At 65.9% G+C, this 13,237-nt stretch carries 12 protein-coding genes and 1 pseudogene; 2 read left to right on the top strand and 11 right to left on the bottom strand.

The window, feature by feature from the left end; all coding sequences use genetic code 11:
* Positions 1–159: 159 nt before the first annotated feature.
* The 10 genes and pseudogenes from IE153_RS04340 to IE153_RS04300 form a co-directional block, all read right to left on the bottom strand.
* The gene (locus IE153_RS04340; RefSeq protein WP_189588408.1) at positions 160–2,049 is read right to left on the bottom strand and encodes a TniQ family protein; all 1,890 of its coding nucleotides are present in this window, start codon (positions 2,047–2,049) and stop codon (positions 160–162) included.
* 2 nt (positions 2,050–2,051) lie between these two features.
* Entirely contained in the window at positions 2,052–3,164 is a 1,113-nt protein-coding gene (locus tag IE153_RS04335) for a TniB family NTP-binding protein (RefSeq protein WP_229828732.1), read from the bottom strand.
* Between the two features lie 8 nt (positions 3,165–3,172).
* Positions 3,173–5,263: a Mu transposase C-terminal domain-containing protein gene (locus IE153_RS04330; protein ID WP_189588406.1), complete on the bottom strand. Its 2,091-nt coding sequence runs from the start codon at positions 5,261–5,263 to the stop codon at positions 3,173–3,175.
* Positions 5,260–6,027 (bottom strand): TnsA-like heteromeric transposase endonuclease subunit, encoded by a 768-nt coding sequence (locus IE153_RS04325; protein WP_189588405.1) that lies wholly within the window; start codon positions 6,025–6,027, stop codon positions 5,260–5,262. Before IE153_RS04325 ends, IE153_RS04330 begins: the two co-directional genes overlap by 4 nt.
* Positions 6,024–6,455: a hypothetical protein gene (locus tag IE153_RS41455; protein ID WP_229828729.1), complete on the bottom strand. Its 432-nt coding sequence runs from the start codon at positions 6,453–6,455 to the stop codon at positions 6,024–6,026. Before IE153_RS41455 ends, IE153_RS04325 begins: the two co-directional genes overlap by 4 nt.
* 879 nt (positions 6,456–7,334) lie before the next feature.
* Positions 7,335–7,829 (bottom strand): annotated as a pseudogene (locus IE153_RS42695) (TniQ family protein); the annotation flags it as partial.
* 347 nt (positions 7,830–8,176) lie between these two features.
* The gene (locus IE153_RS04315; RefSeq protein ID WP_189588403.1) at positions 8,177–9,658 is read right to left on the bottom strand and encodes a ThiF family adenylyltransferase; all 1,482 of its coding nucleotides are present in this window, start codon (positions 9,656–9,658) and stop codon (positions 8,177–8,179) included.
* On the bottom strand, positions 9,648–10,154 hold the full coding sequence (locus IE153_RS04310) for a hypothetical protein (RefSeq protein WP_189588402.1): 507 nt from the start codon (positions 10,152–10,154) through the stop codon (positions 9,648–9,650). The genes IE153_RS04315 and IE153_RS04310 overlap by 11 nt, the downstream gene beginning before the upstream one ends.
* On the bottom strand, positions 10,151–10,594 hold the full coding sequence (locus tag IE153_RS04305) for a hypothetical protein (RefSeq protein ID WP_189588401.1): 444 nt from the start codon (positions 10,592–10,594) through the stop codon (positions 10,151–10,153). The genes IE153_RS04310 and IE153_RS04305 overlap by 4 nt, the downstream gene beginning before the upstream one ends.
* Positions 10,595–10,610: 16 nt before the next feature.
* Positions 10,611–10,874 (bottom strand): hypothetical protein, encoded by a 264-nt coding sequence (locus tag IE153_RS04300; RefSeq protein WP_189588400.1) that lies wholly within the window; start codon positions 10,872–10,874, stop codon positions 10,611–10,613.
* Between the two features lie 137 nt (positions 10,875–11,011).
* Between IE153_RS04300 and IE153_RS04295 the strand changes: the two genes are divergently transcribed.
* Both IE153_RS04295 and IE153_RS04290 read left to right on the top strand, forming a co-directional pair.
* Entirely contained in the window at positions 11,012–11,545 is a 534-nt protein-coding gene (locus tag IE153_RS04295; protein WP_189588399.1) for a helix-turn-helix domain-containing protein, read from the top strand.
* The gene (locus IE153_RS04290) at positions 11,542–12,093 is read left to right on the top strand and encodes an ImmA/IrrE family metallo-endopeptidase (RefSeq protein ID WP_189588398.1); all 552 of its coding nucleotides are present in this window, start codon (positions 11,542–11,544) and stop codon (positions 12,091–12,093) included. The genes IE153_RS04295 and IE153_RS04290 overlap by 4 nt, the downstream gene beginning before the upstream one ends.
* 544 nt (positions 12,094–12,637) lie before the next feature.
* Here IE153_RS04290 and IE153_RS41450 read toward each other — a convergent pair.
* The gene (locus IE153_RS41450; RefSeq protein WP_229828727.1) at positions 12,638–13,216 is read right to left on the bottom strand and encodes a hypothetical protein; all 579 of its coding nucleotides are present in this window, start codon (positions 13,214–13,216) and stop codon (positions 12,638–12,640) included.
* Positions 13,217–13,237 lie beyond the last annotated feature (21 nt).

Genomic DNA, 13,237 nt, shown 5'->3' with positions numbered 1-13,237 from the left:
GAATCGACCTACTGCGGAAAGGCAACATCAGCGGACTCGTCTACACCTCGTAACATCCGCTGATGTACCTTATGTCACTGAACAGTTCACTGCGCTGCTGAACTATGTGCTGAACTCTTCTCTGCATGGAAGGAAGTAGCGACCCTCGCGCGGAACAGTTCAGTGCGCAGACCACGATCGCGCCGGGCCATCCACGGCACCAGCGGCTCTCGGGTCAGGCTGAGACCCAGTTCCCCTCTCGTCCAGCCATTCCAGCCCCCACAGCGTCATTGCCCTGGCGGCGGATTCCGGAACGCATTCGTGGAACTTCCGCCGGGCTTGGGTCACCGAGGCCGGGCTCAGTCCCTCCCAGCCTCCGGCGTAGACGGGGGAGTCCTGGGCTGGACTGCCGGTGAGGGCTTGCCAGATCCATGCTGCGGCGTGCCGTTGCCGCTGGCGAGTAACACCCATCCGTGCTGGACGGAAGATCGAGAACAGGGTGTCATAAGGGACCTCAAGAAGTTCGGATAGCGCTCTCCGGCGAGCGGCGTAGTCAATTGCTCCTCGTTTCCGCAGCAGATCGGCCAAATGGCGAATGCCGTTCCAGAAAGCCTGAGGGTCAGCAATTTTCTGAGTAGTTTTCCTCCAACTTCCCGTGCGGCGCTGCGGGGTGTCGAGCGATTCTTCGGCTTGGGCCCAAGTCTTTGCCCCGGCCAGGCGAGCGAGTGCGAGGGAGCAGAAATACCTGCCGATTACAGGTGTGGTCCCGGGGAGGTGAACGGCCATGACGTTGCGGTAGTCATCAGCGTCTATCAGATTCGGAATGTGCCGGAACTCCAGGGCAACGGATGATCCAGTGGGAACGGCGCCAGCGATTCGGTTCTGGTGGGGAACGATCGCCGTCATCATGCGATGCAGGCCCGCCGGGTGCGGGATGCCGCGCAGCGGGTTGCGGCCACTGTGCCTGGGTTGCCGTTCTGCGGCCAACCTGCGCACCCAGGGAGCAAGATGGCGTGCGCCAGTACTCCAGTCGGAGGCGTTCAGGATGGGTTCCGTGAGTGCAAGGGCGGCGGCAGCTTCGGACGCGGTGCGCGGCATCGTGCCGGACCCACCAGGTACCGCGCGAGGGTTCAGCGCGCGCTGTGTGCGGACGGCGGCGAGTGCGTCCGCGGCGAACCCGGGAAGTTCTGCGAGTTCGTCATCGTGGACGACCAGTCGCGCAGCAGCCGTCAGGTAGCGCAGAGCATCGAACCATTCGGCGCCGGAGACAGGCTCGCCTGCCAGCCGGGCCGTACCGCCGTCGGCAATGGCGAGTGCGCGCACTTGCAGATGAACCAACGCTTGTGGGACCGAGAGGGTGGGGATGTCTGTGATGCGCTGTCGGCATACTTCCGGCTGGCTCGCTGCCACCGGGTTCGGCGAGCGGTTGCCGCATTCCTGCGGGTCCCGTGCGTAATGGGTCCCTGTAGGTAGACCTCCAGGCTTCTTTTTCCCGCTTCCGCGTCGCAATCTGACGCCGCAGGCAGGGCATATGTCGACGAGAAGACGCCGATGGACGGGACAGACGGCTGCGATGCCCAGGCGCCACCACACCGGCCACACCGCACTCCCTGAAAGGCAATGTGGGCAGGCACGGCTGGCGTAGGGCAGGAACCACTGGTGGCGAGTCAGACGAGGCAGGGTTGTTACGTCGTTTAGGTCAAGACGCGAAAAATTGAGGGCAGTTCCGTCATATCGAGAAAGTTGCATCTGCCACAGTTTTTTGGTGGTCAGCCCGGTCGTCAGCTGCAGGCCAGCCAGGCTGGCCGGTGTGAGAGTGACGCCGAAGAACAGCGGTCGCCTCATTTTTCCTGCCGAGTTAAATTCAAGTCCCAGCGCCCGGGCTGCGAAACCCGGTGGCAAATCCAATTTGATCGCAGCGCGATCCACCCAGGAGTGGAACGCTTCGCCTTCCACAGGAGAGGGCACAACGGGAAGGCGGCGGAGCCGCGTTGCGTCAGCTGACAGCTGGGGGTGGACGACGCGCCGCCGTCGGGCAGCGGTGGGCTCCGCCAAGTGCTCATTGCTCATGTTTAACTTGCCGCCACCTTCGATCCTGCTGCGGCTTTCTGGCGGCGCTGCTGTACGACTTTCCGGTACGCGGCCTGGGCGTATTCGCTAATCTCGATGCGGTCCATGAGCTTGCGTGTGATCGCTTCCTCCCCGCTCATGACGGCTTCAATTGCGGATTCACGGAACAGATCGGTAAGGGCGCAGATGCTGCCATCGGTGCGGTCGTAGAAGTAGGAACAGAGCTTCACGAGTTGGCCGGGCCTATGCCTGTACAGCACGAGAGTGTCCTCCAGCGCTTTGACGGTCTCCGCCCATTCGAGCTTTTCCTGAGCAGTTTTGCATCCGAACTTGCGGACCGGGTAGCGAGTGTTTCGTCCTGAGGTTTGGGTGGCCCGCGAGGCCGCCTGGCCTTCGAGGAACAGTCCGGATTTCTCAAGGTCGACGCCAGTGTAGACGAACGTTGCCGCGGTTTCGTTAGCGATGTACTTCAAGTGATCGTTGACCACTCGTCCCTCTTTTGCGGACATGTCCAAGAAGTGCACATCATCAATGATCACGAGCTCCGTGCCGACGTCCGAAAGGACGGAGAGCACGTGGTTGGTGATGTCGGTCTGGGTATCCCGGCCGCGTTGCACCATGCCGAGGTAGTCGGCCAACAGTACCGAGAGGTCCTTGGGCGTGGCTCTGGCCGGAATACTGAGATAGACGACGGGTGTGTAGTCGATGACCATCCCTTTGGATTCATAGCCGTCCTGAAACCTCTCCGGGTGCTTGCGGCGCAGCCGCCTTTCATAGCGGGCGGCAAACAACTTGACGAGGGTGGACTTGCCGACAGTGGGAGGACCGTCGAAGACAAGGCCCGCTCTAGCCCCCGCAGCCCGCCGGGCGTTGGCCTTCATCCTGCGCTCCATCAGGTAGTGCAGACGCTTAACCTGGGAAGTGTCGATAATCGCGAGCGCACTGTGATAGTTGTCGCGATCCTCATTGAGGTCATCCTTGTCGTCATCCGACAGCTTCAAGTACTCCTTGTACGGCGGCATGACGGGCTGCTCGGGCGCGCGACTATCGCGGTAGCGCCGCCATTCCTCCTTGTTGCGGGGTTCGGCCAAGCCGGGGTGTCGGAACGTGGTCACACAGGCTCCTAGATCGCGTCGGGGTCCCAGACCTCTGCGGCCCTGACCTTGCTCAAGTCGAGGTCGCCCCATTCGCCGGGCTCTGTTTCCTCGTCCGAAGCGTCGGGCACGGCGGTCAGCGGAGGGTGGCTGTTGACTGGTACGTGGTCGCGCTGCATGTCACGGCTCTGCGCCGCACCTCGATGTTCGTCCCGCGTGTGACGCTTGCGGTCGGCAGCGGTCCAGGTCTCCGGCGCGTCTGTGCGGTTCTGTAGGTCGGTCAGAGCCTGAGCTACCGCTTCTTGGTCCTCGGGTGCACGGCCGCGCAGGGTGATGAGCCGTTTCGCCTCCCGCAGCGTGATGTCGGTGAACGGCTGGTGCTCTCCGAGCGCATGCGTCCAGCGCAGGACGTGCCACCGACCGTCGGAGGGATCAAGAAAGTAGGCGTGCAGCAGGTTCCGCGGGTCATAGCGGATGGGCCACAGTTCGTCGGGGTAGGGAGCCTTGGCCTTGCGGTAGCGGTACAGGATGTCGGCGTTGTACGTCAGGTGGTTCAGCTCGACGCCGTAGGGGTGGATTACGCGCTTGGCAATCGGCAGCAGCTCGAAGTACACGTTGGCTTCGCGCGGGCAGTCCACATAGCCGGCCGAGCCGAGCGCCATGGCGTACGCCTCGTTCGGGGACACCCGCAGATCCGGGAATCCGTGCAGAGTAAGACCGCGATGATGTTTGCGCTGGTAGACAGCGATGACGTACTCGGCGAAGAACTCGGTGAGTTCGTCGATGGTCCACCGGGCCTGCTCTTCGGCAGTGCGGCCGCGGTGTGCGACGTTGAAGCCCTTGTAGCCGGCGACGTGTTCGACGAATTGCTCGCGGATGGTCTTGAAGAGTCTTTCCACGTGCGGCTTGTCGGTGGGTTTGAGCTTGCGCGCGTCCTGAAGGTCGATCTTCCAGCGGGTGCAGGCGCGCCAGACTACGTCGGACTTGTAGGGCTTGCCGTGGTCGTAGAGCAGCGTCTCGGGGTAGATGACCGGCCGAGCGGCGGCCTGGGCCAGGCGCTCGTCCACGGTCAGCAGCCGCTCGTATGGGACGCGGAGCATTTGGTAGCGCAGGGCGTCAGACCAGCCGGGGCGCATCATTTCCGGCGTCATGACGTCGGCCAGCAACAGGCCGATGTCGATGGCCTTGGTCCCCTCGGGCGTGAGCCGCCAAGCCAGGAGGGAACGGGTGGCCACGTCGAGGGCGACGGTGAGTTCCACGCGGATCGTGCTCGTGGTGCCAGGATCGTAGGCGAGGACGTCGAGCGGGGTGGTGTCGAGCATGACCACTTCGCCGGGGCGGGTGGCGATGACGTTGCCGAAAGGCCGGTCGGGCTGGTTCGCGGCTGAGGCCCGCTGGTAGGCGGGGGCAGAGGGGCTGATGTCCAGCAAGTGGGCGACCGCCCGTCGGAAAATGTCCCGGCTCGGCAGCGTAACGGCATCGGCGCCGTGGTCGGCATCGAGACGGTTCTGGGTACGCCGGTAGAAGCGGTTGCCGATGGTCGCGGAGCTGTCGGCGCGTTCGGCGGCTGCCTGATCACGGATGGCCTGGATCACTCGTGGATCGAGGTTTCTCAAGGGGTTTGGCACGCGGGCCTTGCGTTTGTCCACGAGCCCCCACAGACCGTTCTCCGCGCGCCGTGCCCACAGCTTCCACATCCACCGTTCCGTCACGCCCAGCTCCTGTGCCTTGGCCTGAACACGGACGACTTGGGGGAGCGCAGGATCGTATTGCGGGCGAGGCTCGTCCGCGGCCGCGCTGAGCGGGTCGCCGGAGCTGTAGCCCGTCATGGCCTCCAGTAGATGGGCCTCTAGTTTCAGCGCAGCGTCCTTCACAGCTTTGTCCAGGCTTGCCAGGACGCCGGCTGGATCGGGGTGGGCATCGGCATCCATCAGTGCCGTGGGCGGCGGTTCGACCGCCGCACGGAAGCTGCTGTCGGCGAGCAGGACCGACAGCATGATGGTCTGCGTGCGGCCGTTCTCGGAGCGCAGGCGCACGGTGGCGCCGTCGAGCCCGGCGACCTGGTGCCGTTCCTCCTCGAACTCGATCCAGTCGGTGACGGCGAGCCGGTGGCTGCTCATGCGGGACTCCGGAGGTCTGCGGCTTGCACATGGGTGTGATCTCGCAGAGGACGGGTCTGGTCGAAGGCAAGCTGGTGGTGCCACATGAGGTGGTAAATCACGGACCGCGCGAGTTCGGGGACGGGCTGGAAGCTCACCAAGTCGCCAATGGGCACGGCTCGTTGGGCGAGCATTAGCAGGCGATCGACGAGAGTCTTCCCGGCTAAGAGGGGGCGGCGGTATCCGGCGAGCCATGAAGCGTTGGCCCAGCGCAGCGCATCGGGTTCGCCCACCATGGCGTAGTCCCAGCCGATCCGCTGGCAAAGCTCGGCTGTCCGACGGGCCTGGCGTATGACGGCGGGCACCGTCATACGCCTGTCTTCCTTCACGTCCAGCAGCAGCACCGAGCCATTGCGACGACGAGCGAAAAGATCTGGGGTGTGCCGCCAGGCGCCCTCGACATCGTGGCTGTCGATGGTGAAGGGCTGGGCACTGAATGAAATCACGTCAGGGTCGAAGTCGAGCAGCTTCATCCATTTCGACTCCAGGTACGACTCGTAGTCGATCACCCGGTCCGTCGTAGCCGACCAGTAGTGGCCGGGTGTGTGGTGCTGTCCTGCGTGAGAAGGGATTTCGCGGGCGGGGAGTGCGTTCTCGAAGGTGACTGCGGCAGCCTGGGAGGCAGGGATGAGGCGTCCCGTGCCGCAGGGATCGTAGTACTGGAGAAAAGTACGGTCGCGAGCGGCGCGCACTGGTCGAAGCGTGCGTGTTCGCGGTGGGCTCATGAGATCCCTTTCCCGGAAAGGTGGACAATCCCCCAGGCATCGAGAGCAGTCGCTGCTGGCGCGGGCAGACGGGTCTGGAAGCGCCACCAGCCCGCGCGTATTGATTCCGCCGTGGCGTTGCCCCACTCCTGCCTGTAGGCGGGCGCCTCGTGCGGATCTCCACTGGTGAAGCGCTGCCAGATCCAGGCCGCAGCGTGGCGCCGTCGCTGAGGAGTGACGGACATCCCAAGAGGGCGGAAGACGGGCGCGAGTGCGCAGTCAGGGAGCTCACATAGGTCGGCAAGACCAGCTCTGCGGGCGGCATAATCGACCAGCCCGCGTTCCTGCAGACGTTCCGCCACCAGCGTCACCCTCTCCCAGAACGCGTCCGCGTCGGAGATTCGCCGGACAACCTTGGTGGCGGCACGTATGGCCTTGCCGTCGTCCATGCCCAAAACCTCGGCGGCACGCGGCCAACTGGACGCGCCCGCCAGGCGGGCCAGGGCCAGGGCGGTGAACCGCCTTCCCCACAACGGACTGGTTCCGGGCAGATGCGCGGCAACGAGCTCACTGTAGTCCGCAGCATCAGCGAGATGAGGAACGTGACAGGGGCTGATGCCCACTGGTCTGACGGCTGCGAGGGCGCCGACAACACGTGAGGAACGAGGAGCAACGGCAGCCATCATTTCGTTGATGACAGCGGGGCGGCGCATCTTGCGAAGCCGGTCTCCGACTCCGGCGGCCCGTTGCAGGTCCGCCTGGCGCCGGGCCCAAGGAGCCAGTGTTTGTGCACCGCTCTCGAAGTTTGGGGCATCGAGGACCGCGGAAGCGAGCGCCAAATAGGCCATGGCGTGAGGGGCTGTTGCCGGCATTGCTCCGAGGTGACTCGCGCTACCGCTGCGGATGGTCTGACGCCGTCGACGGTCTTCTGCCACCGCTTGGGCCATGTAGCCCGGTAAGACGGAGACATCGGTCTCATCAGAGGCGAGACGGGCCATGGCTGTCAGCACTCGTAAGGAAGCAAACCATTCGCTTGAGGAGACAGACGTACCTGCCACGGACCCTTCGGCTCCGTCTGCGATGGCGAGTACCCGCAGTTGGAGAACAGCTAAGGAGTCGTCCACGGCTACTGTCGGCATGTCCTTGTATTGCTGCGGGCACAGCCCGCCGCGGCGGCCGCCACGGGCTGACGGCCCGCCAGGCGGACGATTGCCGCATTCACCAGGACCAGGCAGCGGAGGCCGCGAGAGCAGACCACGTTGGTTGCTGTGGTTGCCGCGCCTGAGCCGGATGCCGCACGTGGGGCAGAGATCGATCAACAGGCAACGGTGGACGGGGCACACCGCCGCGATCCCAAGGCGCCACCACAGCGGCCATACCGGTCTCTCCGCAAGGCAGTACGGGCAGGCCCGACTTGACGTGGTCAACATCCATTCACGAAGAGCGACAAGCCGCATCGACGTCCGGTCGCTCGGCTCCAGGCCCGCGAAGTCGAGTGCGGTTCCGTCATACCGGGCGAGCTGCATGGCCTGAAGCGTTCGGACTGGCAACCCTGTCGCATCGCGCAGGCCGCTGAGGCTCTGAGGAGTGAGAATGACCCCGAAAAACACGGGCCGAGTGATTGCCGCGCCTTCGGAACACTCCAACCCCAGTGCGTGGGCAGCCCGGCCGGGAGGAATGCTCAGCGTGCCCGCAACACGATCTACCCAGGAGGAGAAAGCCTCGCCGCCAACCGGCTTCGGGACGACAGGAAGCCGGCGGGCACGGGGTACGACAACAGGACTTTGCGCACGTACTTGTGTGTTCGTGCGTCTCCCAAGCACGGGCGTCGCCGCCAATGCCGCACCCCCACTTGCGCGTTCGTCCCAGGCTCTGTCGGCGGCCTCTCCTGGCGAACGCGTGAACTCCGGCCCCAGTAGGTCACTTGACGTTATTCATTCCCCGATGTTCACGACGAGACACCGGCAAGCGGTGCGGCGCGTATCCCGCCTCCGTTGCGGGAGACGGCCGCGTGGCTGGTGGCTCTGAACCCCACAGCCACCGAATGGTTGGCTCACGCCGACCCCGAGAGCCTTGCCGTGCACAGCGCACTGGTGCGCCCCGAGGAGGTACGCCGTCTGACCGTGACGAGGCTGCTCGATCGACCGTCTGCCGCGTCCTCCAACCGAGTTCAACGGCGGGAGCGTCGGGCTTCTCGGATGAGGTTGATGAGAGCAGCGTCCTTCTGGCACACGCACCCGGGGGTGGGAAGCCGGTGGTCGATCATCTGGTCGGGCCGGGGGCCGAAGCGGGTGTCGTACTCGATGCGTCGTGGAGGCCCGCTGACCAGGCCCGTGCTGCGTGCGATCCAGGCGCCGACGACTAGGCAGGCGGCCTGCTGGGCCACGAACGCGGCTGAGGGACGGAACCCGTCGTCCGTTCTACCGGTCAGCTCAGCTGAGTTGATCAGCCCGCACACCGGCCGTCCGAGGAACTGCCTGACGAGCTCTCGCTGTTGATTGTCCAGGCCTTCCAGGTCCCGTTCGGTCAGTGGCTCCTGCCCGCGGGCGATTCGGGGCAGCGGGAGCCCGGTCAGTTCATGCAGTCGTTGTTCCGCGCTCGTCCCGGTGTGGTTGGTCCTGAAGTAGCAGCGCAGGCAGGGGCCGGTGGGCAGTGCCTCGTGCAAGGCGACAGTGGTGCCGACCGGGCCGCCGGTGCTGCCGTCCAGGGTGAGATCGGCCTGCAGCCGCTGCAGGTCGTGCCGGGCCTCGACGCTGTCCAGTCCGCCGAGGACGATCCGGGGCCATGGCAGGGTGCCCGCATCGACGGCCTCGATGGACGCCTGGATCGTCCCGTGGAACGGGGTCACCTCGATCCGCCGTAGGCGTGCGTCGATCAACTGCACCTTCGGCAAGCCCGCAGTCGCGTCGGCCAGGGTGCCGATGCTGTACGAGGTGACGTTCGGTTTCTCGAAGACCTCTTTGTCCACCACCGTCAATTCGCCGGAGACCTGCAGCAGGTCCAGGACCAGGGCGATGCCGGTGCCGATCGCACCACCTCCGCCCAGCAGCACCTGCTCCAGCGCGGGCAGCGGGGTGACGGCGATCCCGGGTTGCTCACCGGGGAGGACAGGGCAGAAGTCCACCACCGGGGTCATCTGGAACTTCCCCTCCGGCAGCCCGGCGACGACCTTGAACGCCTCGCCGGCCAGCATCGCCGCGGTGAGGACCGCGCCCAGCCCGGTGCCGGGCGCGTTGAGCCGGGGGAAAGGATGACCGGTGTGCCGCAGACGGACCCCGTGCCCGTCCGGCGCACCGGCCACCGCAGTACCCAGCGGTGGTGCGGTTCCCACGTGCAGATGCAGCGGCGCCCTGCTCGGGGCCTCACCGATGCGAAGCGCCCGGTCCGGATCGATGCCGGTCGCTGCTTCCACCAGCCTGCGGATGAGTTCGTCGTCGAGTCGGCCCGGTCCGCGGCCGGGGTCCAGACTCAGCTGGACCGGCCACCGGCGCAGGTCCGCCACCAATACTTCGAGAGTCTCGGCAGCCGCAGGCAGGCGCCCGTCCGCCGTCAGGTGGATCAGGATGCCCTCCATCCGCTCCCGCAGGGTGGCTTCTTCCACGCCTGCGGCCAGGCCACCCAGGAGCAGGCTGCGGCTGTAGTCAGTACTCACGGACACCCTCCTCGTCGAACACCACCGTGCGCCCCGGGGCCGGGGGCAGCGCCGGGTCGACAATCGGAGCGGTGCAGGGCACCCAGTCCTGCTCGAAACGCCACCACCCCCACGACGCCGGGTCTGCGGGCGGCGTAGCGTAGGTCGGGACGACAGCGCTGACGAATCCCGGCACTCGCAACGAGTACGCGCGATCGGTCCGCGACAGGAAAGCCTCCTCGGGGTGCGAGTGGATCATCGCCCGCACCAGGTAGGACCGTTCCTCGGCGAAGGTGAACAGCCGGTCGTACGCAACCGCGCTCACCGTGAACAGACCCGGACCTCGCACGATCCCCGCCGTCCCGGCCACCGCCACGACCAGCACGTGCATGTCCGACTGCCCGGTCAGCAACAGCGCGCCGGTCTCCTGGTCGGCCAGCCCGTGGCGTTGAATCTCTTGGATTACCGGGTCGAGCGCGCTGGCCGGCAGCACGAGCTTCCTCGTGTCGGTAGTCATCCGGCCCGCCTTCCGTCAACGCGATCGATGTCGTCCTGTACGTTCTCCACCACGTACAGGAAGGGATTGCCGGTGCTCCGCCAGGAGTGCGGCCCGCTGCTCCACTCGGGGTGGAGCCCTTGGCCTTCGGCGGTGAACGGCTTGCACACGTCGTTGGAGCTGTAGCGGTAGCCGTTCGCTCCCGGCCAGGCACTGGGCGCTCCCGCTTCGAAGGCGCCGATCGCCTCGACGAAGACGAGGGAGGGCGGCCGGTCCGGGTAGACCGTCCACTCGATCCGGGCGATGAACGCTGCGCGCTCACCGTTGTTGGGTTGCACCTCGGCCCAGAACAGGCCGTCTGGGTCTTGGTGGCGGTTGTGGAGGCGGCCGGCGGTCGAGGAGAGGAACTCCTCGACCGCCGGTACGTCGCCCGCCAGCCGCAGACGGCTCTCGAGATCCACGACTGACTCCCGGGCTCTAGCCGTTAGTGGTCTCGGTGCGCAGCTTCAGGTGCAGGGCCTTGGCGTGCCCGGCCAGCTCGCCCACCGTTGTCTCGGGCGGGACCTCGTGCCCGGCGTGGAACAGGTAGTAGCGGGTGGTGCCGTCGCTGGCGAAGCCGAAGGAGGTGAGGGTGTCGGACAGGACGCTCGCGGAGGTCGCCTGCGGGTCGTAGTCGTGCTGGTACGGGTGCTCGGCGAGGGCGGAGGTCACCGTGATCTTGATCTCGTGGGGCTGGGGCATACCGATCTCCTAAGTCGTTCGAGGGTGGTACAGGAGCACCCTGCTGATTCAGCAAAGCGTCAGTGAGTCCAGTGTGATCACCCTGGGGCGATGCAGTCAAGCTTCATCGCCGTATTGCTGCGCGCTACGCTGCCGGTATGAGCCCCGACCGGAGCCAGCTCCCCCTCCCGGACCCCGAAACGACAGGACCGGACGCTGTCGAACAGTTCGACATCGCCGAACTCGGACGCCTCCTGAAGGAACACCGCGGCCCCCTCTCTCTCCGGCAGGCCGCCGCCGAAGCGGGCGTCAGCTTCAGCACCCTCACCCGGGTCGAAGCCGGCGCCCAGCCCGACCTCGCCACCTTCACCCGCCTCTGCGCCTGGCTCGGCGTCTCCCCGAGCCGCTTCTTCACCCCGACCGCCACCCGCCAGATTTCGCCCCTCGACCAGGCCATCACCCACCTTCACGCAGACCCTCGGCTCACCGACGATGCGGCGAACAAGATCAGCTCTGTTCTGCGCGACCTCTACGACGCCCTCGCGAAGGAGGCGGTCCCCGCCGTACCCGCCCTCGCCTGCCACCTCCGGGCTGCCTCGGTGCTGCGTCCTGGCGTTCCCCAGCGGCTCGCTGCCTTGCTCACCGACATGAACACCGAACTCGAACGACTCGTCGAAGCAGGCGAACTGTGACCCTCCCCCGAGGCTTCAAGGCCAACGCCGAACGAGAAGCCCTCCGACTGCGCCGCGAACTCGATCTCAGCGACACCGATGCCCTGAACGTCGACGATCTCGCCGACCACCTCAAGGTCAAGATCGTCAGCGCCGAGAAGCTCGTCAGCCGCGCCCGGCTCGAAGAACTCGAACGGGTCCAGGCGTACGCGTTCTCCGCCGCGACCTTCCAGGTCTCCGGCCGGAACATCGTCGTCACCAACCCGCTCCGAACCGCGGGGCGCAGGGCCAGCGACGTGGCCCACGAGCTCTCCCACCTCGTCCTGAAGCATGACCTCACCGAGATCCGCGAAGTCAATGGCATGCCCTTCAGGACCTGCCGCCCCGACGAGGAAGAACAAGCCACTGCCTTCGGCGGAACACTCATGCTTCCTCGCCCCCTGCTGCTCGGCGCAGTCCGCCGCCAGTGGGGGCCGGCGCAGATCGCCGAGCACTACGGAGTGACCGAGGAGATGGCCCGGTACCGGTACAACACCACTGGAGTGGCCAAACAGGTCCGAGGCCGCTGACGGTGCTGGAGGCAGGCGCTGTCAGTGTGCCTGCCTACCGCCGGGCGTGGCGCGGGAGCGGCAAGCACTTCGGTTAGCGGGTTCTGTGGCGGCATGCCGGGCTGCCGCCAGCGACGAAGTATGCGCGCGTACGAGCGGTCTGACGGTACGTCGATGCTCATGGGCTCGTCGAGGCAGTCCAGGCACAGCGCCTTGATGTTCCAGCTGCACATCGGCTTGCTGTGCGTGCGGTTCCAGTGCTTCAGGAGCCGGACCGTACGCGCGAAGACGACCTTCTCGATGGCCTTGAGTGCCATCCGCGTGTGGGCGATAGGGTCGGCCCGGTCCCACTGGTCCGCGATCTTCATGTTCGGGATGTACAGCCCGTGGCCCGAGGGGTGCGGGATCGCGGTCATCACGTCCGCGGTGAAGTCGGCGTGTCACGGGGTGACCGGGTCGCCGAAGCGTACGAATACGGCGCGGCGGCGCCCATCGATCAGACCGGTGTTCCGCCGCGGTGAGGGTCCCAGACGGTTTGGGTGATGGATCAGCCAGGCCCGGGCGTTCAGTTGGTGTCCTCGACTGCTGGTCGCGGATGCAGCCCTTTAGGGCCCAGCCTCCATGACACCTCTTCCGTGTCCAGTGCCGCTTGCCAGGTCATGAGAACCTTTGCCGCGACCAACTGCTCCAGTAGCGAGGGGAGAGCGGTAGCAGGTACCCCGCACTCTCGAGCCACCTGCTCTGCCTCCGAGACGCCGTGATCGCTTGTGTGAGCAGTCCGGACGACGAGAGACAGGGTGGCGAGGCGTAGCAGCGGGTTGGAGGTGCGAGCAGAGCAGGCGGCGCGCAACGCCCAGTCGGCGGCGCGGAGCCGGTCGGGCCGAGCCGGATACTGGGTGAGTAGACCAACATCGAGCATTTGAACTGCCATTGCGCGATGGTCGGAGTGGCGTGTGCGCAGCAGTCCTGTTTCGTTGAGTTCGCGCCAGGCGTCCGCAGCAGATTGGAGGCGAAGGCTGCGCAGCACGCCGTAAGGCAGCCTGACTTGCGCTGAGTCGTTCATACGTAGTGCGCACTGAAGGGCGAGCATGCGGGCGCCTGCTTCTGTCTCCACGGGAAGTGCCGTGGCGAGATAGTTGAGCATCTCGCGTACCCGAGTCTGGCT

The sequence above is a fragment of the Streptomyces massasporeus genome, from assembly GCF_014648995.1.
Classification (GTDB): Bacteria; Actinomycetota; Actinomycetes; order Streptomycetales; family Streptomycetaceae; genus Streptomyces; species Streptomyces massasporeus.
The sequence above is the reverse complement of the archived record's forward strand: the minus strand, read 5'-3'. Positions and strand labels throughout refer to the sequence as shown.

Excerpts from the sequence above, each read along its gene's own strand:
- IE153_RS04340 (WP_189588408.1), bottom strand. The coding sequence starts at position 2,049 with ATGAGCAATGAGCACTTGGCGGAGCCCACCGCTGCCCGACGGCGGCGC.
- IE153_RS04330 (WP_189588406.1), bottom strand. The coding sequence starts at position 5,263 with ATGAGCAGCCACCGGCTCGCCGTCACCGACTGGATCGAGTTCGAGGAG.
- IE153_RS04325 (WP_189588405.1), bottom strand. The coding sequence starts at position 6,027 with ATGAGCCCACCGCGAACACGCACGCTTCGACCAGTGCGCGCCGCTCGC.
- IE153_RS41455 (WP_229828729.1), bottom strand. The coding sequence starts at position 6,455 with ATGGACGACGGCAAGGCCATACGTGCCGCCACCAAGGTTGTCCGGCGA.
- IE153_RS04310 (WP_189588402.1), bottom strand. The coding sequence starts at position 10,154 with ATGACTACCGACACGAGGAAGCTCGTGCTGCCGGCCAGCGCGCTCGAC.
- IE153_RS04300 (WP_189588400.1), bottom strand. The coding sequence starts at position 10,874 with ATGCCCCAGCCCCACGAGATCAAGATCACGGTGACCTCCGCCCTCGCC.
- IE153_RS04295 (WP_189588399.1), top strand. The coding sequence starts at position 11,012 with ATGAGCCCCGACCGGAGCCAGCTCCCCCTCCCGGACCCCGAAACGACA.
- IE153_RS41450 (WP_229828727.1), bottom strand. The coding sequence starts at position 13,216 with ATGCTCAACTATCTCGCCACGGCACTTCCCGTGGAGACAGAAGCAGGC.